The sequence below is a fragment of the Oceanobacillus indicireducens genome (assembly GCF_014647195.1).
Lineage (GTDB): Bacteria > Bacillota > Bacilli > Bacillales > Amphibacillaceae > Oceanobacillus > Oceanobacillus indicireducens.
Genome location: NZ_BMOS01000007.1, coordinates 66,278 through 90,366, shown reverse-complemented (window position 1 = coordinate 90,366; position 24,089 = coordinate 66,278). Strand labels below are relative to the sequence as shown.

General features: G+C 37.7%; 30 protein-coding genes, 1 pseudogene and 1 other annotated feature. Of the genes and pseudogenes, 25 read left to right on the top strand and 6 right to left on the bottom strand.

Annotated features, from left to right (window positions below; all coding sequences use genetic code 11):
• The first annotated feature begins 334 nt into the window (after positions 1-334).
• The 17 genes from cymR to mtnN all read left to right on the top strand — a co-directional run bounded on the left by cymR (position 335) and on the right by mtnN (position 17,099).
• Entirely contained in the window at positions 335-754 is a 420-nt protein-coding gene (gene cymR, locus IEX94_RS06705) for a cysteine metabolism transcriptional regulator CymR (protein ID WP_188856564.1), read from the top strand.
• Positions 755-777: 23 nt separating this feature from the next.
• Complete coding sequence (locus tag IEX94_RS06700; protein WP_188856563.1) at positions 778-1,929, top strand: cysteine desulfurase family protein; 1,152 nt, start codon at positions 778-780, stop codon at positions 1,927-1,929.
• Positions 1,930-1,934: 5 nt separating this feature from the next.
• Positions 1,935-3,047 (top strand): tRNA 2-thiouridine(34) synthase MnmA, encoded by a 1,113-nt coding sequence (gene mnmA, locus IEX94_RS06695; protein WP_188856562.1) that lies wholly within the window; start codon positions 1,935-1,937, stop codon positions 3,045-3,047.
• 15 nt (positions 3,048-3,062) lie between these two features.
• Positions 3,063-3,725: a tetratricopeptide repeat protein gene (locus IEX94_RS06690; RefSeq protein WP_188856561.1), complete on the top strand. Its 663-nt coding sequence runs from the start codon at positions 3,063-3,065 to the stop codon at positions 3,723-3,725.
• A gap of 629 nt (positions 3,726-4,354) precedes the next feature.
• Positions 4,355-6,667 carry an SF1B family DNA helicase RecD2 gene (gene recD2, locus IEX94_RS06685; RefSeq protein WP_188856560.1) on the top strand — a complete coding sequence of 771 codons (2,313 nt, stop codon included), beginning with the start codon at positions 4,355-4,357 and terminating at the stop codon, positions 6,665-6,667.
• 67 nt (positions 6,668-6,734) lie between these two features.
• On the top strand, positions 6,735-6,941 hold the full coding sequence (locus IEX94_RS06680) for a YrzR-like zinc ribbon domain (protein WP_156856255.1): 207 nt from the start codon (positions 6,735-6,737) through the stop codon (positions 6,939-6,941).
• A gap of 21 nt (positions 6,942-6,962) precedes the next feature.
• A complete protein-coding gene (locus IEX94_RS06675) occupies positions 6,963-8,042 on the top strand; it encodes an AI-2E family transporter (protein WP_229782603.1) in 1,080 nt (359 codons plus the stop codon).
• Positions 8,043-8,087: 45 nt separating this feature from the next.
• Positions 8,088-8,290 (top strand) — a binding site (T-box leader).
• Positions 8,291-8,368: 78 nt separating this feature from the next.
• Positions 8,369-11,014: an alanine--tRNA ligase gene (gene alaS, locus IEX94_RS06670; RefSeq protein WP_188856558.1), complete on the top strand. Its 2,646-nt coding sequence runs from the start codon at positions 8,369-8,371 to the stop codon at positions 11,012-11,014.
• An 83-nt stretch (positions 11,015-11,097) separates the two neighbouring features.
• Positions 11,098-11,364 carry an IreB family regulatory phosphoprotein gene (locus IEX94_RS06665; RefSeq protein ID WP_156856252.1) on the top strand — a complete coding sequence of 89 codons (267 nt, stop codon included), beginning with the start codon at positions 11,098-11,100 and terminating at the stop codon, positions 11,362-11,364.
• Positions 11,365-11,778 (top strand): Holliday junction resolvase RuvX, encoded by a 414-nt coding sequence (ruvX, locus tag IEX94_RS06660; protein WP_156856251.1) that lies wholly within the window; start codon positions 11,365-11,367, stop codon positions 11,776-11,778.
• 14 nt (positions 11,779-11,792) lie between these two features.
• Positions 11,793-12,083, top strand: a complete 291-nt coding sequence (locus tag IEX94_RS06655; protein WP_156856250.1) for a DUF1292 domain-containing protein — start codon at positions 11,793-11,795, stop codon at positions 12,081-12,083.
• Positions 12,084-12,234: 151 nt separating this feature from the next.
• Entirely contained in the window at positions 12,235-13,356 is a 1,122-nt protein-coding gene (gene mltG, locus IEX94_RS06650; protein WP_156856249.1) for an endolytic transglycosylase MltG, read from the top strand.
• 69 nt (positions 13,357-13,425) lie between these two features.
• Positions 13,426-14,070, top strand: coding sequence for an O-methyltransferase (locus tag IEX94_RS06645; protein ID WP_308425585.1), 645 nt, complete (start codon positions 13,426-13,428; stop codon positions 14,068-14,070).
• Between the two features lie 16 nt (positions 14,071-14,086).
• Positions 14,087-14,716, top strand: coding sequence for a uridine kinase (gene udk, locus IEX94_RS06640; protein WP_188856556.1), 630 nt, complete (start codon positions 14,087-14,089; stop codon positions 14,714-14,716).
• Positions 14,717-14,875: 159 nt separating this feature from the next.
• The gene (gene greA / locus IEX94_RS06635) at positions 14,876-15,352 is read left to right on the top strand and encodes a transcription elongation factor GreA (protein WP_156856247.1); all 477 of its coding nucleotides are present in this window, start codon (positions 14,876-14,878) and stop codon (positions 15,350-15,352) included.
• Between the two features lie 348 nt (positions 15,353-15,700).
• Positions 15,701-16,378: a YrrS family protein gene (locus IEX94_RS06630; protein ID WP_188856555.1), complete on the top strand. Its 678-nt coding sequence runs from the start codon at positions 15,701-15,703 to the stop codon at positions 16,376-16,378.
• A 34-nt stretch (positions 16,379-16,412) separates the two neighbouring features.
• On the top strand, positions 16,413-17,099 hold the full coding sequence (gene mtnN / locus IEX94_RS06625) for a 5'-methylthioadenosine/S-adenosylhomocysteine nucleosidase (protein WP_188856554.1): 687 nt from the start codon (positions 16,413-16,415) through the stop codon (positions 17,097-17,099).
• A 48-nt stretch (positions 17,100-17,147) separates the two neighbouring features.
• Here the strand turns inward: mtnN and IEX94_RS06620 are convergent.
• The 6 genes and pseudogenes from IEX94_RS06620 to IEX94_RS06595 form a co-directional block, all read right to left on the bottom strand.
• Positions 17,148-17,525 (bottom strand): annotated as a pseudogene (locus IEX94_RS06620) (sigma-70 family RNA polymerase sigma factor); the annotation flags it as partial.
• Positions 17,526-17,578: 53 nt separating this feature from the next.
• Complete coding sequence (locus IEX94_RS06615; RefSeq protein WP_229782602.1) at positions 17,579-18,082, bottom strand: ImmA/IrrE family metallo-endopeptidase; 504 nt, start codon at positions 18,080-18,082, stop codon at positions 17,579-17,581.
• 89 nt (positions 18,083-18,171) lie between these two features.
• Complete coding sequence (locus IEX94_RS06610) at positions 18,172-18,765, bottom strand: hypothetical protein (RefSeq protein WP_188856552.1); 594 nt, start codon at positions 18,763-18,765, stop codon at positions 18,172-18,174.
• Positions 18,752-19,375 (bottom strand): hypothetical protein, encoded by a 624-nt coding sequence (locus IEX94_RS06605; protein ID WP_188856551.1) that lies wholly within the window; start codon positions 19,373-19,375, stop codon positions 18,752-18,754. The genes IEX94_RS06610 and IEX94_RS06605 overlap by 14 nt, the downstream gene beginning before the upstream one ends.
• 13 nt (positions 19,376-19,388) lie before the next feature.
• Positions 19,389-20,174, bottom strand: coding sequence for a hypothetical protein (locus IEX94_RS06600; protein WP_188856550.1), 786 nt, complete (start codon positions 20,172-20,174; stop codon positions 19,389-19,391).
• A 145-nt stretch (positions 20,175-20,319) separates the two neighbouring features.
• On the bottom strand, positions 20,320-20,706 hold the full coding sequence (locus tag IEX94_RS06595; RefSeq protein ID WP_188856549.1) for a helix-turn-helix domain-containing protein: 387 nt from the start codon (positions 20,704-20,706) through the stop codon (positions 20,320-20,322).
• A gap of 168 nt (positions 20,707-20,874) precedes the next feature.
• On the opposite strand from IEX94_RS06595, the gene IEX94_RS06590 reads away from it, so the two are divergent.
• The 8 genes from IEX94_RS06590 to IEX94_RS06555 all read left to right on the top strand — a co-directional run bounded on the left by IEX94_RS06590 (position 20,875) and on the right by IEX94_RS06555 (position 24,086).
• Positions 20,875-21,099, top strand: a complete 225-nt coding sequence (locus IEX94_RS06590) for a helix-turn-helix domain-containing protein (RefSeq protein ID WP_188856548.1) — start codon at positions 20,875-20,877, stop codon at positions 21,097-21,099.
• Between the two features lie 12 nt (positions 21,100-21,111).
• On the top strand, positions 21,112-21,294 hold the full coding sequence (locus IEX94_RS06585; RefSeq protein ID WP_188856547.1) for a hypothetical protein: 183 nt from the start codon (positions 21,112-21,114) through the stop codon (positions 21,292-21,294).
• Between the two features lie 87 nt (positions 21,295-21,381).
• Positions 21,382-21,666: a helix-turn-helix domain-containing protein gene (locus tag IEX94_RS06580; protein WP_188856546.1), complete on the top strand. Its 285-nt coding sequence runs from the start codon at positions 21,382-21,384 to the stop codon at positions 21,664-21,666.
• A gap of 11 nt (positions 21,667-21,677) precedes the next feature.
• Entirely contained in the window at positions 21,678-21,905 is a 228-nt protein-coding gene (locus tag IEX94_RS06575; protein ID WP_188856545.1) for a hypothetical protein, read from the top strand.
• Between the two features lie 148 nt (positions 21,906-22,053).
• A complete protein-coding gene (locus IEX94_RS06570; RefSeq protein WP_188856544.1) occupies positions 22,054-22,233 on the top strand; it encodes a hypothetical protein in 180 nt (59 codons plus the stop codon).
• Between the two features lie 202 nt (positions 22,234-22,435).
• Positions 22,436-22,609 (top strand): hypothetical protein, encoded by a 174-nt coding sequence (locus tag IEX94_RS06565; RefSeq protein ID WP_229782601.1) that lies wholly within the window; start codon positions 22,436-22,438, stop codon positions 22,607-22,609.
• A 278-nt stretch (positions 22,610-22,887) separates the two neighbouring features.
• Positions 22,888-23,310 carry a replication terminator protein gene (locus tag IEX94_RS06560; protein ID WP_229782600.1) on the top strand — a complete coding sequence of 141 codons (423 nt, stop codon included), beginning with the start codon at positions 22,888-22,890 and terminating at the stop codon, positions 23,308-23,310.
• A 2-nt stretch (positions 23,311-23,312) separates the two neighbouring features.
• Positions 23,313-24,086, top strand: coding sequence for a hypothetical protein (locus IEX94_RS06555; RefSeq protein WP_188856541.1), 774 nt, complete (start codon positions 23,313-23,315; stop codon positions 24,084-24,086).
• Positions 24,087-24,089: the final 3 nt, after the last annotated feature.

The window sequence follows — 24,089 nt, the reverse complement described above, 5'->3', positions numbered from 1 at the left end:
TCTGGACTGCGAACCTCCAGGTAAGAGTTGCACTTACGCTGTATGAAAGTGATTACTAGTCATTTTGAAAAAATTTATTTAAATGATGTGTCTAGGTATATACTTTAAAGTCACTGAGCACTGGATAAGGCTGATTTTGTTTTCTGTTTTTAAGTATAGAAGTTGCACTATATATAAAGCTTAGACTTGAAATTAGAGAAATGCAAGAGAGAGACGGTTCATGTTATAATAGCAAATAGTATAATATGTATGACTTGAATTCAAGCTAATTGATAGACAATAGAAAATTTATTACGTATAGTAATGATTTAATGTAAAGAGGTGCAAAGTTAAAATGAAAGTAACAACAAAAGGAAGATATGGACTTACAATTATGATAGAACTTGCAAAGGAATATGGGCAAGGTCCCAAATCATTGAAATCGATCGCTCATGAAAATAATTTATCTGAGCATTATTTGGAGCAGTTGGCTGCACCTCTTCGAAATGCAGGATTAGTTAGAAGTGTAAGAGGAGCCTACGGAGGCTACAAACTTGCAAAAGAACCGACAGAAATCACTGCGGGAGACGTAATTCGGGTGCTTGAAGGTCCAATCACACTCGTTGAAGGAATAGAAGAAGAGAAGCCTGCCCAACAAGCATTATGGCTGAGAATCCGTGATGCCATCCGTGGGGTGCTAGATCATACAACTCTAAAAGATTTAGCAGATTCTGGTGATAATAATAAAGAAGAAGCCTATATGTTTTACATCTAACAGGAAGGAAGGGTATTCACACCATGGAAGCAATATATTTAGACCATGCCGCAACTACACCGATGGATAAGAAGGTTGCAGAAGTAATGACAGCCATCTATCAAGAAACTTATGGGAACCCTTCAAGTGTTCACTCACAAGGAAGAAAAGCAAGGAAGCAATTAGATGAAGCAAGACGACTCACAGCTTCTAGTATCGGTGCCAATGAAAAGGAGATTTACTTTACAAGTGGTGGCACAGAAGCGGATAATCTAGCATTGATTGGAACAGCCCTTGCCAACCGGGAAAAAGGCAACCATATTATAACAACAGCGCAAGAACATCATGCCGTTCTTCATACCGCAGAATATTTGGAAACCCTCGGATTTGAGATAACCTATCTACCGACAGATGAGTCTGGCCGTATTTCTCCTGAAGTAGTGGAAGCAGCATTGCGAGAAGATACAATACTTGTTTCCATTATGTTTGTAAACAATGAAACTGGAGTGATTCAGCCGATTAAGGAAATTGGTGCAGTGTTACAAGGACATCACACTTATTTCCATACGGATGCTGTTCAGGCGTATGGCTTATTAGAACTTGATGTGGATGAGTTAGGTATCGATTTACTAACCACTTCCGCTCATAAGATTAATGGTCCAAAAGGAATTGGTTTTCTCTATGCACGTGATTCGGTTATGATGCAAAACTTGATGTTCGGCGGGGAACAGGAGAGAAAACGTCGGGCAGGTACAGAAAACGTTGCTGCCATCGTCGGCTTTAAAGAAGCTGTTCAACTGAACATTGATGAGCGAGAAGCAAGAAACCTTGCCTACGAGCAGTATAAAGCACAATTTATTGAACAGCTTAAATCTGAAGGAATTGATTTCTCCTTGAATGGGGATCAGGAACATGCAATCAGCACGATTGTCAATATTAGTTTCCCTGGTACAAACGTGGAACAAGTACTGACAAATTTAGATTTGGAAGGAATTGCTGCCTCAAGCGGAAGTGCTTGTACAGCTGGAAGCGTGGAACCATCCCACGTATTGAGTGCAATGTTTGGTGATGATAATCCATGCACGACAAACTCGATCCGTTTCAGTTTCGGAAGTGCGAATACAGAGGAAAATGTAATCGAAGCGGCAAAGCGAGTTGCGAAAATAATTAAACGGTTAACAAAACAAGGAAAGTGATTAAAATGAATGAAAATAAAAACACACGTGTCGTAATCGGTATGAGTGGTGGTGTTGATTCATCGGTTGCCGCTCTGCTTCTGAAAGAGCAAGGCTATGACGTTGTCGGGATTTTTATGAAAAATTGGGATGATACCGATGAATTTGGTGTCTGCACAGCAACTGAAGATTTCGATGATGTCGTTCGCGTATGTAATCAGTTAGATATTCCTTACTATTCGGTCAACTTTGAGAAGGAATATTGGGATAAGGTATTCACCTATTTCCTTGATGAATACAAAGCAGGACGTACCCCAAACCCCGATGTCATGTGTAACAAAGAAATTAAGTTTAAAGCATTCCTCGATCATGCAGTGTCTCTAGGTGCAGACTATCTTGCAACTGGACATTACGCACAAGTAAGACGCGATAATGGAAAAGTTGAGTTGCTACGTGGAGTGGATGAGAATAAAGATCAGACGTATTTCCTGAACCAGCTATCTAGTGACGTTTTAGCGAAAGTAATGTTCCCATTAGGGCATTTACAGAAGTCAAAAGTACGCGAGATTGCTCTTCAGCATAATCTCGCAACAGCTACGAAGAAGGATTCTACCGGAATTTGCTTTATTGGGGAGCGTAACTTCAAAGAATTCTTAAGTGAATATTTACCAGCACAACCTGGTGAAATGCAAACTCTTACTGGTGAAGTGATGGGTACACATGATGGATTGATGTACTATACGATCGGACAACGGCAAGGACTTGGAATCGGTGGGCCAGGGGAGCCGTGGTTTGTTGTCGGCAAAAACTTGGAAGAAAATGTTTTATATGTAGAACAAAGCTATGGAAATGATTATTTATATTCGGATTCATTAATCGCAACCGATCTGAATTGGATCAATCCGGAAGAAATTAAGAGTTCGTTTTCCTGTACTGCCAAGTTTAGATATCGTCAAAAAGATAGCAAGGTTAATGTCACCATACTTGAGGACGGAAAAGTCCATGTTGAATTTGCGGAACCACAGCGAGCAATTACACCAGGCCAGGCAGTTGTATTTTATGACGGTGAAGTATGTCTTGGTGGAGGAACGATTGATAAAGTAATTAAAAATGAACAACATCTTGATTATGTAGGTTGAGTTAGGGGATTATTCATGGATAAGAATAGAGAAGCAATCCAGATGATGCAGGAAGGAAAATATGAAGAAGCAGCAAAGTTATTTAATGAATTGATTGAGGAGAACCCAAATGAACCATTGGGCTATATCAATTTTGGAAACCTCTTAGTAGAACTTCAGGAAGCGGAACGGGCGGAGCGGTTCTTTTTGAAAGCAATCAGTTTGGATGACACAGCTGCCACTGCTTATTATGGACTTGGCAATCTATATTTTGAACAGGAACAATTTGAGAAAGCGAACAACTATTTTCAGCAGGCATTGGATAAAGGACTCGAGGATGCTCATTTATATTATTTAATCGGTCTTTCTTTACAGTACCAGGAACAATTTAAATTAGCATTACCTTATTTATTACGAGCGACGGAGCTGGCTGAGGATGAAATTAATTACCGCTTCCAATACGGTCTTTCGCTCGCCCAAGCGGAACTCGTCGATGAGGCGAAGACAGTCTTCCAAGAAGTGATTAAAATGGATGAGGCACATAGCGATGCCCATTATAATTTAGGTGTCATCGCCGTATTCAACGAAGATGCCGAACAAGCCCTCAAGCATTTCAATCAAGCGCTAGAAGAGCAACCGGACCATTATTTAGCTGCGAACGGAAAGAAACAAGTGGAACAATTTTTGGAAAATCAATAATCAACATTAGCACGTAAAAAATCAAAGCAGTTCAATCTTATCAAGCACGGATAGTCAGCGATGAATATGACTAGACATGATTTTTAACAGATAGATGAACTTCTGCATTCATTCAGCGTAAGTGTCTTTGTTCGTTCCTTTAGTTTAGAACTCTAATCGCCGTTCAGTTGCCCGGCGGACGGATGCTTTCCACGGGCGCGGCCTCAGCCTCCTCGGACTCGTGCTTTTCCCGTTGGAGTCACCGTCCGCCGGGCAACTGAACTGGTCTAAAGGATTATTTTAAAAAGAAATTATTCCGTTATAAGGATTATACTTCTGGAATATTAAACGGTAATCCAAATCACGCCTTTCCTCGGAGCAGTCCAGACACCTCGAGACTCCTGCGGGAGGATAGGCTTGGTGAGACCCCGCAGCAGGCTTGCCTGCGAGGAGGCTCACCAGCCGCCCGCGGAAAGCGAGAGGTGTCTGGACTGCGGACCTCCAGGAGAAAGCTGTACTTACGCTGAATGAAAGTAATATGCAGATTCTTGGTGAGTGGATTGCGGGTTTTCTTGAATTTTTAAGGTTTAGCTAACTGTTTCAGGCGGCGAAAGTTGAGTCAATAAAGAACGAAACGAGCGTGTTTAAGTATGGAAGATAAGCAACGAAATGAAAAAGGATATATTCGCGGCAGACTTCTTTATACAATTTTTCACAATGAAGATGAGAATTTTGCAATCATAAAAGTTAAAATAGAGGATACGAACGAAGATTATGAAGAGAAAGAGATTGTTGCTAAAGGTTACTTCTCTCATTTGACAGAAGAGCATTCTTATTATTTTCACGGTGTCTTTGAGCAACATCAAAAGTTCGGTATCCAGTACCGCGTCGAATCCTATCAAACCTATATCCCTGATACGAAGGAAGGCTTGATTTCTTATTTGTCCAGTGACTTGTTTTATGCAATTGGTGAAAAAACAGCTACTCGGATTGTTGATAAATTAGGAATGAATGCCATCTCCCATATTTTAGAAGACCCGGAATGCTTGGATGGAATTCCGGGTCTTAAAAAACAAACAAGAGAACAATTACATAAAAGTTTAGAAGAACATCAAGGCTTTGAACGAGTTGCAATCACACTTTCGAGCTACCAGATCAGTCTTAAAATGGCCCAGCGAATTTATCAGCGATATAAGGAAGAAGCTATTCATAAGTTATATGATGATCCATATCAATTTGTTTTTGACATTGAAGGCTTCGGTTTCCAGTCAGCTGACCAGATTGCACGAATGAACGGACTATCTATGGACCACCCGAACCGGATTGGTGCAGGCTGTATTTTTGTACTGCAAAAAAGTATTCAAGATGGTCATGTCTACTTACCATATGACCAATGCGTGCGAGAAATGATTCAAGTACTAGGCTTCGAACTGACTGAACAGATCATTCAGGAACGGTTGGAGCAATTGAATACCGAGAAAAAAATTATTATTAGTGAAGGAAATATTTATTTACCTTCTTTATACTATGCTGAGGACGGTTTTGCCGCCCATATTAGTAGAATTATGAATAAAAAAATTGAAAGTGAAACAACGTTAGCTGAATTAATGAAGATAACTGGGGAAATTGAAGAAGAAGAAATTCTAAGCTACGGGAAGGAACAATTTGATGCAATCGAAAAAGCGTTACAATCAAAGGTAATGATTCTTACTGGCGGGCCTGGCACAGGCAAAACAACGGTAATTAAAGGAATTGTAAAAGCTTATGCAACGATTCATGATCATTCCCTTGATATTGATGATTATGAGAAAAAGTCAGATTTTCCTTTTGTGCTTACAGCTCCAACTGGCCGGGCTGCTAAACGATTAAAAGAGTCTACAGGCCTGCCATCCTCGACCATCCACCGGTTGCTCGGTTGGGACGGAAAAGATGGCTTCGAAAAAAATGAACAAGAGCGTCTATCAGGGAAATTTCTAATTGTTGATGAATTTTCGATGGTCGATACTTGGCTTGCCAATCATTTATTTAAAGCAATTCCAGATGATATGCAAGTGCTGTTAGTTGGGGATGAAGATCAGCTACCATCTGTCGGTCCTGGCCAAGTACTTTCTGATTTGCTTTCAAGTGGTAAAATACCGATTGTGAGACTGCATGAAGTATACCGGCAAAAAGAAGGTTCTAAGATTATTGAACTTGCTCATGAAATAAAAAATAACGAGATAACAGATGCATCGCTTCAAAAAGCGAATGATTTCAGTTTCATCCCGGCGAGTAATCGACAAATTGTAGAAGCAATCACAATAATATTCAAGCATGCGCTGGAAAAAGGAATCGATACAAATGCTATTCAAGTGCTTGCCCCTATTTATAAAACGGAGGCTGGAATTAATCGCATCAATGAGGAAATCCAACAACTTCTAAACCCGAAGACAGATAAAACACGGGAAATGAAAGTAATGGATGTAAGTTACCGAGTAGGGGATAGGGTAATCCAATTAGTCAACCAACCGGAAGACGGTGTATTCAACGGAGATATAGGAGAGATTGTCGCGATCTTTTTCGCAAAAGAAAATAAAGAGAAGAAAGAACAAATTGTTATTGCTTTTGAAGAAAAAGAAATTGTTTATGAGCGGCAGGATTTCGGGAATTTCATGCATGCTTATTGTATCTCCATTCATAAATCCCAAGGCAGTGAGTTTCCGATTATCATTTTACCAGTCATTTCATCGTACCATCGGATGCTTCGGAAAAATTTATTATATACAGCGATAACAAGAAGTAAAGAATCCCTTATTATTTGTGGGGATATGTCAGCATTTTTGCGGGGTGTTACGACGATGGACACGAATCAGCGCTACACATCCTTAATTGAACGGCTAGAGAGCCGGCTAGAGGAAGAACAAGAACTGCCAAATTTTATCTCAGATGAGGAAAAAGAACTGAATCCTTATGATTTTATGTAAATAGAAGTATATTCATTTTCTCTTTCGGTTAGGCTATAAATAGAAATTATAGCTAGGAGATGATGAAATGATGCAATGTCCAAATTGTAAAGGGAAAAATCTTGGAAAAATAGGAATCCAATTATATTATTGCTGGTCTTGTTATTTGGAACTAGTAGTCAAAAAGGATAAATTCCATATTCACCAAATCGAAGTCGATGGTAGTGTAAGCCCGCTTAATGATTTGTTTTCAGAGGAAGAGAGAACAATCACGGAAGATAAGTTACTGTCGTGACGAGAGCAAACATAGCACGAGGTGTTGCAGTTGCTTGAATGGTGGAACAGAAAAAAACTATTATATTTCCTTTTAATAGGAATCCTGATTTTAATATTTTCATTTTTGTTATGGGTCACCTTACCCTATTTTAAAGAGGTTTTTTCCTTTTTGTGGAAACTATTTTTGCCGTTTATCATTGCGGGATTTATCGCTTATTTACTGTATCCGATTATAGAATTTCTAGACCGGCAACAGATTCATAAAGGGCTAGCCGTGATGATCATTTATATTCTGTTTTTCGGTGGGATTGCTTTTTTATTTTATCGCGTTTATCCGATCGTTATTCAGCAAATGAATGATTTAATTGAAAATATTCCGCAGTTTGTGAATATGTATGAATCATCGATTAATCATCTTTACACCTCTACATCGTTCCTGCCGGAGACCTTCCATGACAAGATTGATGAAGTCATTATTCGGCTGGAAAATCTGTCGGATCATCTCGTATCCCGCTTAGTCGACGGGTTTACCCATCTATTTGATATGATTCTTATTGTCACCGTTATTCCCGTCCTCGTCTTTTATTATATAAAGGATTATCATCTGCTGAAACAATTTCTAAAGAGGTTTATCCCGCATCGGCTCCATTCAAGGATGCAACAGATGGTCGAGAAAATCGATGAAGGTCTTGGTGGGTATTTGCGAGGCTTGTTTTTTGTCAGCTTGTTTGTGACATTGCTTACATTCCTTGCTTTTAAATTTATACAAGTGCCTTATGCGCTTTTACTTGCAATCGTAATCGGACTCACCAATATTATCCCTTATTTTGGTCCGATAATTGGTGCAGTACCAGCCGTGATGATTGCTTATACTACTTCACCGCTTCTTGCCCTTTATGTAATTATTGCAATATTTGTTGTCCAGATGATAGATGGGAATTTCCTTTCGCCATTTATTATGGGAAAGAATATTCGAATTCACCCGGTGATGATTATATTTGCATTATTGTTAGGCGGACAGTTATTTGGGATTATTGGAATGATTATCGCAGTGCCATTAGTTGCTATTTTAAAAGTAGTTGTTAAACACTTACCGTATCTTTTACCTGGTGATAACTGATTGACAAGCGGTTAATATTTATCTATACTAGCGCTAAAAGAAGATTTAAAAATGATGAAAGTGCCGAGTACATGAAGCTCGTGTGACAGAAAGGGATTTTTAAGCTGAGAAAATCCTCACATCGAATCATGGAATGCTACACTTGAGTGCGGCTAATCCCCGTCGGTATCAAACCGTTAACATGCATAAGAGGTGAATAGGCAACAATTCACAAATAGGGTGGTACCGCGAACAATCTCGTCCCTGCATAAGCAGAGAGGAGATTTTTTTATGTTGAAAAATGGGATACAGGGCCCCATCTTCAATTACAAGGAGGATAATAAAAGATGAAAAAATTTAATTCAGCCGAAGTTAGACAACTGTTTCTTGATTTCTTTAAAGAAAAAGGTCATACAGTAGAGCCAAGTGCATCGCTTGTTCCGAAAGACGATCCGAGTCTTTTATGGATCAACAGCGGGGTTGCCACATTAAAGAAATACTTTGATGGAAGAGTCATCCCGGATAATCCTCGAATCGTAAATGCACAGAAATCAATCCGAACGAACGATATTGAGAATGTCGGCTATACTGCTAGACACCACACATTCTTTGAAATGCTCGGTAATTTTTCCATCGGTGATTATTTCAAAAAAGAAGCAATCCACTGGGCATGGGAATTTTTAACGAGTGACAAATGGCTCGGATTCGACCCAGACGTCTTATCGGTTACGGTTCATCCGGAAGATGATGAGGCTTATGATATTTGGCTTAACGAAATTAAATTGCCGCCAGAACGAATCATTCGACTGGAAGAGAACTTCTGGGATATTGGGGAAGGTCCAAGTGGCCCGAATACGGAAATCTTTTATGACCGTGGCGAGAAGTACGGCAATGATCCGAATGATCCAGAGTTATTTCCAGGAGGAGAGAACAGCCGTTATCTTGAAATATGGAACCTGGTATTCTCCCAATTCAACCATAATGCGGACGATACGTACACTCCGCTACCAAAGAAGAATATTGATACTGGAATGGGTCTAGAACGTCTCATATCAATTATTCAGGACGTGCCGACAAACTTTGAAACGGACCTATTTATGCCAATAATTGAAAAGACAGAGCAAATCGCCCAAGTAAAATATGGAGCAAATGATAAACAAACAATTGCTTTTAAAGTCATCGCCGACCATATTCGTACGGTTAGCTTTGCGATAGCTGATGGTGCGCTTCCATCTAATGAAGGGCGGGGTTACGTCTTAAGAAGGCTGATTCGTCGAGCGATTCGCTTTTCCAAAGATATTGGCTTGGACAAACCATTTTTATATGAATTGGTCGATGTTGTCGGTGAAATTATGCAGGACTTTTATCCGCAAGTAATCGAACAGAAAGATCATATCGCAAAAATTATCCGTTCTGAAGAAGAACGATTTCATGAAACCTTAAACGACGGATTAGAGATATTATCTTCAATCATTAAAAGGGAAGAAAAGGCTGGAAATAAAGTATTTCCTGGAGAAGAAGTATTTAAATTATATGATACGTATGGTTTTCCAAAGGAACTTACAGCCGAGTATGTTGAAGAACATGGATTTACAATTGATGAGCACGGTTTTGAAACCGAAATGGAAAAACAGAAAGAAAGAGCAAGAAACGCAAGACAAAAGGTCGATTCGATGCAAGTACAAGACACGACATTAAGTGGCCTGGATTTGGAAGACACCTTTATCGGATATGACAAACTGGAAACGAAGACTACCGTTACAGCGATTATCCATGCCGGTGAAGAAGCACAAGTGGCAAAAGCAAATGATGAAGTATTCCTCTTCTTGAAAGAAACGCCATTTTACGCGGAGAGTGGTGGACAAGTTGGCGACAAAGGATGGATTTATACGGAGCATGCTTCAGCTTATGTAGAAGATGTTCAAAAATCACCACAAGGACTCCATATCCATAAAGTGATAGTGAAAAGCGGGGAAATTAGTAAAGGGGATGAAGTTCAGGCAATTGTCGAAAATGCCTTACGTAACGCAGTTATTAAAAACCATACGGCAACCCACATACTGCACCAAGCATTAAAGGATGTGCTAGGTAATCACGTCAATCAAGCAGGTTCACTCGTCACCCCAGATCGTTTGCGATTTGATTTCACTCATTTTTCCGCACTCAGTGAAGACGAACTTCGGAAAATCGAAGCGATTGTGAACGAAAAAATTTGGCAATCCATTGATCTTTCTATTGATTATCAGGAATTTGAAAAAGCGAAAGAAACAGGAGCAATGGCGTTATTCGGGGAAAAATATGGAGATATTGTCCGTGTCGTGCAAATCGGTGACTACAGTGTCGAGTTGTGTGGCGGCTGTCATGTACGTAACACTTCTGAAATCGGCCTGTTTAAACTCGTATCTGAAGGCGGGATCGGCGCGGGAACGAGAAGGATAGAAGCTGTCACAAGCAAGAAAGCTTATGAGTTTTTAAACGGGAAATTGAAGATTCTAAAGCAGGTATCTAATCTAGTGAAGGCAAATGATGATCAGCAAATAATAGAAAGAGTACAATCATTACAGCAAGAAGTAAGTAACCTGGAAAAGGAAAATGAATCTTTAAGTACAAAAATAGCAAACATTGAAGCATCTTCCATCTTGGAAAAAGTGGAAGATATCGCCGGTGTCCCGGTGCTAGCAGAGCATGTCAATGTAAAAGATATGAACCAGTTACGGAATATGGTCGATGATTTGAAACAAAAGCTGGATTCCGCAGTTATTTTACTTGCAACAGAAAATAACGGAAAAGTTCAGCTCGCGGCAGGAGTTTCCAAAGACTTTGTCGAAAAAGGTATACATGCAGGTAAATTAATAAAAGAAGCTGCTACCATTTGCGGTGGTGGCGGCGGAGGGCGACCGGACATGGCCCAGGCAGGGGGAAGTGATCCATCTAAAATTCAAGACGCCCTCATATCTGCACAAGCTTTTGTAAAGAAAACAATCAATCAGTAGTAATTTGTAACAATCCATGGAAAAGGTTATAATGAATTTTATAAAGATGGATCGTGCGCGAATACTTGGAATGAGGTGTCACAATGAGTTCAATTGATAAAACAATGAAGTTTAATTTTTCAGAGGAGCCGTATGATCGCGATATAAAAACAATCCTTTTTACTGTGCATGAAGCATTAAAGGAAAAAGGATACAATCCAATTAATCAGATTGTAGGTTATTTATTATCCGGTGACCCTGCTTATATCCCAAGGCATAAAGATGCGAGAAACCTAATTCGTAAAGTGGAACGCGATGAGGTAATTGAAGAATTAGTAAAATATTATTTAAAGGAAAATCAAAACAACTAAATGAAAATTATTGGACTAGATGTCGGATCGAAAACAATAGGAGTTGCTGTCAGTGATGCATTGGGCTGGACAGCACAAGGGCTAACAACGATTCATTGGAATGAGCTTGATCTCCATTCTGCAGACGATGAATTAAAAAAAATCATAGACGAACATGATATAGGGAAAGCTATCATTGGCTTACCAAAGAACATGAATGGTACAATCGGAGAGCGGGGAGAAGCTTCCCAGCGTTTTGCCGAACATTTTGGAGAAACGTTCCAATTGCCTTATGTTCTTTGGGACGAACGTTTAACGACTGCCGCTGCGGAACGAGTTTTATTGGAAGCAGATATGAGCAGAAAGAAACGGAAAAAAGTAATTGATAAGATGGCTGCAGTGTTTATATTACAGGGCTATCTGGATCAAAAATAAAAAGAGGTGACCTCATGAGTTTAGAAGAAAAAGAAAGAATTATCATCCCGGATGATAACGGAGAAGAGCATTTATTCGAGGTATTATTTACATTTGATGTCGATGATACAGACCAATCTTATATCGCCGTTGTACCCGTCGAACAAGCGGAAGACGAAGAAGTCGAAGTATATGCTTTCCGTTATGAGGAAAAAGAAAATGATGAGGAAGATCTCTCCCTGTTTCCGATTGAATCGGATGAGGAATGGGAAATTGTTGAAGAGATGCTCGCAACATTGGCGGAGGAAGACGAAGACGAAAAGTAAATTTTTTATTAAAGCTGATGTCTCCAAGAGACATCAGCTTTTCCCTGTGAAGTGAATTTTTATAGTGTTATGGATGAAATTAGGATTCACTTTATACTTTATTATTTTACATAATATAGTATAATATATCGAATAAGAGGGAGAGGAATACATGAGCAAAGGTAAATTCACCAAGCGCTTCAAAGAAAACCGTAATGCTCGTGGGGAAGAAGCGCGCACGGTCCGTAAGATAGTATCCATCGTCTTGCTAGTACTAATCATTATATTAGTCATAAGTGGACTGGCTGGTTATTTCTATGTGAAATCGGCTCTGGAACCGGTAGAAGCAGATAGTGAAGAAAAAGTCGAAGTTGAAATACCGATTGGTTCAACCAGTTCAACAATAGCGACGATATTAGAGGAAAATGGTATTATAAAAAATGGCCTTATTTTTCGTTTCTACATAAAATTGAAAAATGAATCAGATTTCCAAGCTGGTGTCTATACATTCAGCCCAGCGATGTCGATGGATGAAATCATCGAATCCCTAAAAAGCGGGAAAATTGTCCTGGAAACAGCCCATCGGGTTACGATTCCTGAAGGGCTCACCATCGAGCAGATTGCTGAAATCTATGCCGATCAATTCTCATTCACAAGCGAAGAGTTTTTGGAGAAAGTGAATGATGAAAAATATATCAAACAGTTAATAAAGGATTATCCACTTCTCCTTACCGACGATATATTAAATGAGGAGATTAGATATCCACTGGAAGGTTATTTATTTGCGATTACGTATGATTTCTATGAGGAAGATCCTTCGATTGAGACGATTGTCGAAATGATGCTGGATCAAACGCAGGCGATCGTATCCCAACACTTTGAGGAAATCGAAGAACTTGATTTGACGATGCATGAAGTTATTACATTTGCTTCCATTATTGAAAAAGAAACCGGACATATAGATCAGCGTAATGAAATAGCTGGCGTCTTCTATAACCGTTTAGAAGCAGATATGCCGCTTCAAACTGACCCGACAGTCCTCTATGCACAGGGAGAGCATAAAGACCGTGTATTATATGAGGATTTGGAAATTGAATCACCGTATAATACGTATTATGTGGAAGGGTTACCGGTCGGACCGATCAGTAATTTTGCCGAAAGCTCGCTAGAGGCAGTCCTGAATCCGGTAGAAAGTGATTATTATTATTTCCTTCATGACCACGAGGGGAATATTCACTTTGCAGAAACGTTAGAGGAGCATAATCAAAATAAAAAAAATATGAATGATGAGTAGAAATGTGAATACCATATTCACATTTCTACTTTTCACGAAAGAAAACTTTTTAGTAAAAAAGAGGTAGAAATGATGAATGAGGACATTCAGGGTTATTTACTAGAACTAATCAATCCTGCTACTGATCAGGTGAGAGAGCTTGAAGAGTATGCGCACTTTCACAACGTGCCAATTATGGAGAGCACAGCAATTGATTTTTTACTGAAACAAATCATGATCCACCAACCGAAAAGAATTCTAGAAATAGGAACAGCAATCGGTTATTCTGCTATCCGAATGCTTGAAGCAAGTCCAGAAGCCGAAATCATAACGATTGAAAGAGATAAACAACGTTACGAGGAAGCTGTTCGATTTATAAAAGAATCACAGAAAAGCGAACAAGTAGATGTCCGCTTTGGTGATGCGCTCGAGGTGTTAGAAGAATTACAGCAGGACAAGGAATCATTTGATTTCATTTTTATTGATGCAGCTAAAGGTAAGTATCGTGATTTCTTTGATTTAGCCCACCCACTCCTCCAAAAGGGGGGCTGGCTCGTTACGGATAATGTCTTATTCCGAGGCTATGTGAAAGACGAGGAGACAGCACCGAAAAGGTACCGGAATATGGTGAAGAAAATCCGTGCTTATAATCAATTCTTAAGTGCACATCCGGAATATATAACATCGATCTTGCCTATTGGAGACGGTGTAATGATAAGTTATAAAAAAGATTGAAAGGCGGCCAAATGGAATGTTGGATAAACCAATGGTCATCGGTGTTGCGGGAGGAAGTGGAAGCGGAAAAACATCTGTAACAAGAGCAATCTATGATCGCTTTACCGATAAATCAATTCTTGTCCTTGAACAAGATTATTACTATAAAAATCAAGCACATTTATCATTCGAAGAGAGATTAAATACGAATTACGATCATCCATTTGCGTTTGATAATGATTTATTGATTCAACATGTTAAAGACTTGACTGAGAAAAAGACGATTAAGAAGCCGGTTTATGATTATAAATTGCATACCCGCTCCGATAAAGTGATTCATGTAGAACCAAAAGATGTCATTATTGTGGAAGGGATTCTTATCCTGGAAGATGCTGAGCTCCGTGAATTGATGGATATTAAAGTATTTGTTGATACGGATGCAGATTTAAGGATCATACGCCGATTAATGCGGGATATCAAGGAAAGAGGTCGGAGTCTGGATTCAGTTATCGATCAATACTTGAGTAACGTACGACCATCCCATGAGCAGTTTATCGAACCGACAAAGCGCTATGCAGATATTATCATCCCGGAAGGTGGACAGAACCATGTAGCAATTGATATCATGGCATCTAAAATAGAAACAATGTTGTCACACAAAAACTAATTTCAATGTAAAAATATATTGATAAATTAGGAGAACTCTGCCATGATGGTGAATAGCATATTCTCATACATCTCATAAATGCGGTCAAAGCGCATACATTTAATGCAAGTGCAGGATTTATTCTTAATGAAAGTGGAAAAATATAAAGGAGTGTTTTACATGTCTACAGAGAAAAGTTATTATATGACAGCTGAGGGGAAAGAAAAATTAGAGAAAGAATTACATTATTTAAAAACGGATAGAAGACAAGAAGTCGTTGAAAGGATTAAAATAGCCCGTGATTTCGGTGACTTGTCTGAGAACTCCGAGTACGATTCTGCCAAAGAGGAACAAGCTTTTGTTGAACAACGTATTACCCAATTAGAAAAAATGATCCGTAATGCAGTGATCATTGAAAATACAGATACAAACTCAAACATCGTGTCCTTAGGGAAATCTGTTACTTTCCAAGAACTTCCAGACGGTGATGAGGAAACTTATACGATCGTGGGAAGCGCTGAAGCTGACCCATTTGAAGGTAAAATTTCTAATGACTCACCAATTGCCAAAAGCTTGCTCGGTCAAGAAGTTGGTACGGAAGTTACTGTTACGACTCCAGGAGGCGACTTCCAAGTTCGCATTACAAAAGTCGAATAATAAAATATTAAAGAACGAGCAGCGGGGGAGACTCTGCTGCTTTTTAAATCTTTCGTCATGGTACAATTCTGATATGTCCAGCTTATTTTCTCCCCATAAATCTTATGGTATGATACTATAAAGTCAAACTTCAATCATTGGGGGTTCGACGTACTGAATGTACGAGTCTGACGTTGCGATAAGCGTCTCGTACTTAGATGACATTTATCCTTTATGATTGTTAGTTGAACGAATCAGGTGTTAGCGTCCGTTATCCCTCGAAACTTTTTAGGTACACGCTCAAGTTTTCGGTGGGAGTTTTACTGACGATCGCATCGTGATAAACGGGAACGAGGAGGTAAAATAAAGATGACAAAAAATAACTCGCGTATGGACAAGTTTGAAAAACGTAGGAGAAACACCAAATTTATTAACTATTTTCTTACAATAGCTGCCGTCCTGGTGTTATTTTTAATCGGCGCTTGGATTTTCGGAGGCAATGATAAGAAAGCATCTGATGATAACGAGGGTTCGACAAGTGAAGAAGATTCATTTTTCCTGGAAACCGAAGATGAAAATGAAAAACCAGATGATGAAGAAGAAGCGAATGGAAAAGAAGATAGTGACGATAGTGAAGTAGATGAAGAAGATCGCAACAAAGATGATGAAGATGAATCTGTTGATGAAAAGGAATCAGAGGAAAATGATGATTATGACGAAATTGAGACGGTAGAAACAGAGCCATCAGATGATGATGTTGCAGAAGCGGTTATGGGTAACTGGCCACCAATTGGTACAGAGCAAACTGGTCCACACACAACTAATTATGAAGATGGCTCAGCTGACCGAATTGAGATTAAACGGGCGGCTTCAAAGGTAACTGGCATCCCGGAAGATGATTTAATTGAAGTTTGGATTGGAAATGGAGGAGATCAGAAAGTGGTCGCCACTGTTTCGAACCGTGCTCAAACTGAAAAATATCGTATTTTCATGTCTTGGATTGACGAAGAAGGTTGGCAACCAACCAAACTAGAAACATTGAAATGATGGAAATTTGAACTAAAAAGCTGGAGGTAACAACATGATTGGAATCATCGGAGCAATGGATGAAGAAATAGCTTATTTACTGAAGAACATGGATAACCGAACAGAAATCTCGGTTGCTGGTTGCCATTTTATCCAAGGGGAATTATCAGGAAAAGAGATTGTGTTATTAAAATCTGGAATCGGTAAAGTGAATGCAGCAATGGGAACGACAATTATGATGGAACGCTTCCACCCACAGTTCATTATCAATACCGGTTCTGCTGGAGGTTTTTCAGATAATCTTAATGTAGGGCATCTTGTAATTTCTAATGAAGTCGTACATCATGACGTAGACGTCACTGCGTTTGATTATGTTTATGGCCAAGTACCGGGTCTGCCTGCTACATTTAAAGCAGATGAACGTCTTGTCCAGTTGACCGCAGATGCGGTAAAAGGGTTAGGAATAAACTTTGAAATCGGTCTAATAGCTACAGGTGATTCATTTATGGAAGATGAAGTCAAAGTAAATACAGCACGATTTAATTTTCCAGAAATGATTGCCGCTGAAATGGAAGCAGCTGCTATAGCTCAAGTATGTGCTCAATATGAGACTCCCTTTGTCGTTATCCGTGCGCTTTCTGATATCGCAGGAAAGGATTCGTCTGTTTCCTTTGACGCATTCCTTAAAACGGCGGCAAAAAACGCTTCTGAATTAATTATGAAGGTTGTAAAAACTGTATAGATACAAACTCGGACAGAGGAATTCACTTTGAATTCCTCTGTCTTTATTTCAGTCGTTCTGTTTACTTCTTTCCTGTCGGTAATACTCATGGAAAACCTTCATTAAAGCACGTTTCTCAATGCGGGAAACGTAGCTTCTTGATATGTTTAATTTTTTTGCAATTTCTCGCTGGGTCATTTCATTTTTATCGTGAAGTCCATATCGGTAGATGATTACTTCTTTTTCCCGTTCATCGAGAACTTTGAAGAAATGTTGCATCTTATCGATCTCCATGTTCAATTGGATATATTCGATGATGTTTTCATTTTCAGCCTCTAAAATATCGATCAGACTGATTTCATTGCCTTCTTTATCCTGACCGATGGGGTCGTGGAGAGAGACGTCTTTCTTTACCTTTTTTAAGGCGCGGAGATGCATGAGGATTTCAATTGCTATGTCTATAGGGCAGTGCGCCTAAACATTGATTTATCAACGTTATTTTAAGTATATAACGTTTTGCTCTCCGCAACAAGCTGGGATTGGAACATTATATTTCTTTTTATATGGTCCATTCTCTTCTCACACAATTCTTCCGTTACTTTAAAATCGTTAGCCAAATTTTGAATCAATAAAGGATCTTCGAAATCATATTCCTTAACCATGTAGTAGGGAAGGGCAGCATACATTGTAAAAAGATTCGCATCCCATTCCTGCAGTTCACGAAATGCATTCGGCATCATGGACTGATGACCAACATGCCGGAGGATATGGCAGAGTTCATGGAAAAATTGTTCACGTTGTTCTTCAATAGTAGATCTTGAATCTAATACAATAGACCGATATCGTCCGAATATGTCGTATCTAGCGTCCATTGGCTTGTAATGTAGGTAAATGCTATAAATACGTGCAATGCGCTCTAAATCGATATCCTGTGGCGTTTTTAAGCCCATACGCCTATACCGTGTATTTACCCAATCTTCTAAAGCTGATTTCGTGTAGGACAATATTAATCATCCTTTCATTTTAATTAACAAGAATATATGTTCTGTTAATGGTATTATAAAAGGTGTACATCAAAATGTACACCATGAAATCATTTAATGTTAATAATAAAACTCTTGCTTCCATGTAACTCTTGATCACTTGCAGTTATTTCTAAGTTAATACTGTTATGTTCACTAATTAGCTTAATTGCTAAGTGACATTTCAGATATTTCCCCATCTTTTTATGTATATAATTATTTTTGATAAAATACAGATACTTACCAGCATGAAGTATACCTTTAATTTCATTAAATTCGGCTACTTTTAAATTGATTTCTTTGTCTGACTGAATTTGAATATCAAAGTTATTTCCAACTTCAATAGGAGTATTGATTACAAGAGTTAATTCAGTGTATTTATTTGTTGAAAATTCGGTTGATTTCTTTGGAAAGACTGTAATATCAACTGTATTTTCTCCCTTTAACTTTTTTGATAATATTTCCGAAGTAAATGTTTCTCTAGTTGATAACATCTCTTCTTTAATTTTAGTAATTTTATTTATTAGGTATGCAATTATGACAGCTTCTAAAATGATTACAGATATCATTATTACGAGATAGGTGTTTCCTTCTCCTAAGAATAAACCTAGTAGAGCTGTCCCAAATATTATTAAGAACTGTATTACAGCGTTAAGAAACTGCATTCGATACTTCCTCGATTATTTGTAGTAGTTCATCTTCATCATTAGAATTTATAGATATTTTTCCATTTCTATAAATTGAAATAAATGTGTTTTTATATAAAAAGTTAACGAATTCAAATTCATTTCCAGGAGTGTTTAATATTTTTATCAAAGTCTCATACTTTAAATTTTCTTCAAAAAAGTCATTGTCTTCATCGTTCACATATTCAAACTTTTTCAAGAATCCATTTGTTTGTTTTATAATTTCTAATAAGAGTTCATTGTCAATTTCCATTGAAATAGGATCTAATTTATGCTCAGTCTTTAGAAAATTTATTATTAAGGACAAATAATTTTTATTATTTGTTTCAATAAAAAAGTTATCCTCGATAAGAAAAGCATTAATATACTGAGAAAAAGGAAGAACTTTTTCATTTCCACCTTTTTTCGTCCTACTTATATATTCATCAGAGATATGGAAAACAATATGGAATTTATTTTTTTCTATTTCATTCCAATTAAACAAGGAAACATCTTCTTCCTTCTTAGAAAATAATTGCCAACTTTTTTTTATTATGCCTTTTTGTTTTGGAAAGCTTTCAGCTTTTAACTTATGTAAGGTAAAGTTCAAATTCTCCACCTCCCTATTTTTTTTGCAATTTGATTAAGATGTCTGTTAAGTGAATTATAAAAGTTTTCATATCTTCGTATTTAGGAAATTCACTTGCGTTAATTACAATCCTGTGGTCGTTCTTATATAGCTTTACTGTAATAAAATTCGGACCATCTTTTATTTTATTATAAGGCATTTCAAAGGATATTTGAACCATTTTTCCTTGGTCACGATAGATTTTGTCAATTAGGGAATCATTATCATTGTCAGCAGCATCAATTTCATAATAGACTTTTTTTGTACTATCACTTTCGTTATCGACTCTTTCTAATCTGACTTCAGTCCATGTATAGTCATTTCTTATATTCCTCATTATTGCATCTGATAAACGGAAGTTTGTAACTTCAAAGCCAACGGATTCAACAAGGTTTTTAATATTCCTCTTTATTTTCTCTTCAGTAGTATCATCGAATAGTATTATGAGAAAGTTATCTTCAGTAATGAACACTCTTGATTTACTATAAAAGGTTTGTTGCTTCCTATTTGAAGTTACTTCTTCATTAGAAATATACGCTTGATTGTAATATCCCAATGACCCCTGTCCTGTAGCAATTGATTCAATGATTTTCTTATCTTCTATTATCGTTGTATTAATGTTTAGGAATCCCTCACCATTAATCTCTCCATCTTCACTGGTTGCTATAAAGTCTTCCATTTTTTCTGAGACTTTTTTCAAATCTAAAGTGCCATCACTTTTAGAGAAGAAAAGGTCTAATTGATCAGCATTATTTAATTGATAAATATTAAATACAGGCATAAATATTCCCCCTAAAATTTCTATTTGACTGATAATAATACTGCTGTAATAAGTCCCTAAATCCATAAATTATATATAAATAATAAAAAATACCTAGTTGATGTCTATAAAAAACACACCAAAATAAAAGTTATCCCGGTGTGTTTTAGTCTTGCTGTTTATTCTTCTTCTCTGCCTCAGACACGATAAATTGGAAATAACTTTCCAATTGCTTAATTTCTTCAGGTCCCATCGATTTCCATTTCTCTATGTCGAAAAATCCAGATTGATCTATGTTGTATTTTTTAAGTAACTGGTTGATTTCGTACAGTGAATCATATTCTTCGCCGTGGTTACTATCTCTTCCTAGTAAATAATCAGTAGTGACATCTAGGACAGTTGCCAATTTATCAAGTTCATGGTCTTTTATTGGTCTATCCTCAGATTCAATTCGATTCATTACACTCACATTAAGATTAACTCTTCTCGCTAATTCACGCTGACTCCAATTTTTATTTTCACGTAATTCAATAATTCTTTTACCTATGCTCATTCGAACTCACTACTTTCTATAGTTCTATATTAAATTTTATCATGTTTCTAAAATGGAAACATGATTATTTTTAAAAAAGAAACAAATAACTGTTGACATTTCTAAAACAGCAATGTAACATATGAATTAAGAAGTTGCTGTTTTAGAAATTTAGCTAGGAGGTCAGAAATGAAGGAGTTTGATTTGGTCTATATCAAAAATAGGAGAACAACGCTTAATAAATCATTACAAAATGTAGCGACTTCTCTAGGTATGAAGAATGCTTCGACCTATATGAAGTATGAGAATGGCATTTATGCTTTCAAAGCAGAGCAGTTGCCTGTTCTCGCTAAAACTTTAGAATGCGAAGTTGTAGATTTTTTTAAAGATAACGTTGCTAAAATAGAAATTTAAGGAGGTGAATCAATGTCTAAAAAAGTAACAGTAAATGTTTATAAAGGTCCACATTTCGAGCATGTTGAAAAATTGGCTTATGGCTATTTAAATAAAGTTTTATCGGAAATGGCAATGGCTGATGACTCGGTTCGTAATGTGGGCATGGAAACGTCATTGCAAACCGAGGAATCTGGAAACCAATTAAATAATTGAACGAGGTCCAAACGACAAGCTCTAACTTAATTATAAGACCTGCCCTCATTAAATAACATTCCAAATTAGAATAAAGGGGGTGAGAAGGTGAAGTTTGGCGCGATATTGAAAGCGTGCCGGGATCGAGCTGGATTAAGTCAGGAAGAACTAGCGTATCAACTGCATATTAATCAATCAGACGTATCTAAATTTGAAAACGGCACAAAGGAACCGCCTATCTCCATATTTCAAGCCTGGATTAATAATACCCAAGCGCAAGAGGTTATGGTTGCTTATTTATGTGGACTCGATGGGATAGGTATTTTGCAAAACTTAATTGATGTCCTACCGGAATTAACGACAGTAGGCACATTTATTTTAAATCTTTTATAGGAGGTGTCGACTTGGTAAATAAACTGGAAATTGAAAAGGAGAAAGATTGCTATTTGTACTGCATCGATAATGCATTCGCGTTAGTTGATAGAAAAGAGTATGCAAAGGCAGCTTGCTATTACGAAAACGCTGCAAGATCGTTAAGAGAATTGGAAAAGTTGAAAACTAGTCAAGAAAGCATTGCAGAGATATTATCCATCGTTGGAAATTCGAATGTTAATGTCAGTATTCTGTTGTGAATTGAGGAAAATCTAGGAGGGGTTAAGTTGAAATTTAAAGCAAGTGAATGGTTAGCGATGAAGCCAGTTGATAGGTACTTAGAAATCAGACGAGCTTACGTAAGAACACAATTAAAAAATAAAAGGGTAGCTAGTTAGGAGGGATTACATGGATTGGGATAAGGCCACAGAAGGATTAACGGCGGAAGAACGAAGAAGCTTTTATATAAGTTACCACAAGTGGGTGGAGATGGCTGTAGATTCTGCTAAAAGGATTGGAGAAGATACTGTCTCAATTTCCGAAATTGAAAGGGGATTGGAAGTAGCCAGAGAAATAGCAAAAAAATAACCCACGTCTGCAAACGTGAGTTACTAACTAATATTGACGAATTAATTTAGTTAATTCCAGTTTACCACAACAGAATATTTTTTGGAAGGCTAGTCCTTCCTTTAGTGGGCAAGAACATCCCTTTTTTCACAAAATCCCCCAGTTCTTGCTCACTAAAGGGATGATTATCCCTCATTACATATTGAATTGGAAGGAGGATTAAATGTTGTATAAAATCGTCGGTCAAAACACCAAAAAGGTCTATGCAAGAGGTTCTTATCGTGGGGATGCATTACGTAAATTGCAGAATAAATACCCCTACACAAAAGATAATCATAGCAAGAGAACTTTAGGCGTACTTTTTCCGGAGCCTTTGCTGATCATGTGTAAGAAATAATCGTGGGTTTCTAACTAATACTGACGAATTGTAGGGGTTAATCATGATCGATACTTACAAGGTATTATTGCCCAAGAGGATATTTGAACAGGCGAAAAATGACAAAGACTTAAGGGGGTATATTCTAAATTATATGCAGCGTTACCCCCATTATGTATTTTTGTATGAAGAAAATGGATTTGCAATATGTGAAAGAAAAGGAGTGAAATCTTAGGTGACATGCAGAGCCCATATTCTTTTGAATCATATCAAATAAGCTCATGAGGAGGGACTATAGATTGTCTCAAACAAAAAATATTGATCTACCTTTATCGCAACTTGGCAATGGATCCATTCAAGAAAAACTAGACATCGAATTACAGAAAGTTTTTGACAACATCCATGACAAAAACACGGAAGCACAGCACAAGCGGACTATAACTATAAAACTAGAGTTTGTTCCAGATGAAAACCGCCATACAATTAAAGTAAACAGTGACTTTGCAACTAAACTAGCAAAAATCAAAGGAGTATCAACGACGGTTCTCACCGGAAAAGATATCAAATCCGGAAGAGTTGAAGCTAGAGAACTTAAGTCTGACGTTCCAGGACAAACATATTTTGATGATGATTTGCAACAGAAAACGGACGTCGGTGATCCAGTCGATGAAGAGGAAAAAACAAAAGAAAAGAAAGTTATTAACTTACGGGAGGGCAATTAATAATGATTAAAGAAGCACTTCAATATCTTATAAATGGTGGTATTAAGCCGCAAGAAAGATTTGTTGACATGGTGGACGGTGATGGAATAGAACGTAATTTTGTAGTGGACGAAAGTGGTCTGCATAGGGAAATTAAACCAAGGATTTACCGGGCAGAAGAGACGTTAAACATTAATACATTAACCGGATTATTAGATTATGTGCAAGCAAATATTGAAAGAATTGACCATGATCTATTCATACAAGTTTACGATGAAAAAACAGTACTTTTAAAGGGGTTACTGGACAGTGAAGGCGGACGAGAAACCCTAGTAACAGCTAGAGCGATTGTTCCCGATTTTAATTATGAACATTTTCAGGGTGTAGAAGAGTTAATCGTAGGATTACAATCTAATTTTGTATCGGATGAGGATTCCAGAGACAGGCCTAATGATCGCGGGCTTATTCTTAAAGTAATCGGTAACGTAAAAGAAGAAACTGTTCAGAACACAGGAGACGATGGCATTTCCCAAGCTGTAACGATCAGAAGTGGCTTGTCAAGTGAAAATGATGTGTTGGTTCCGAATCCGGTCACATTGATACCATACCGGACGTTCTTGGAGATTGAACAACCATCCAGTGAATTTATCTTCAGAATGAAGGGGGGTCCGCGTGCAGCAATCTTTGAGGCGGACGGTGGAGCTTGGAGGAATCAAGCGATTATTAATGTCCGTGATTATCTGTCGGAGCACCTTAAAGAAGAAATTGAGAATGGTAGAATCACTATTATTGCTTAATGT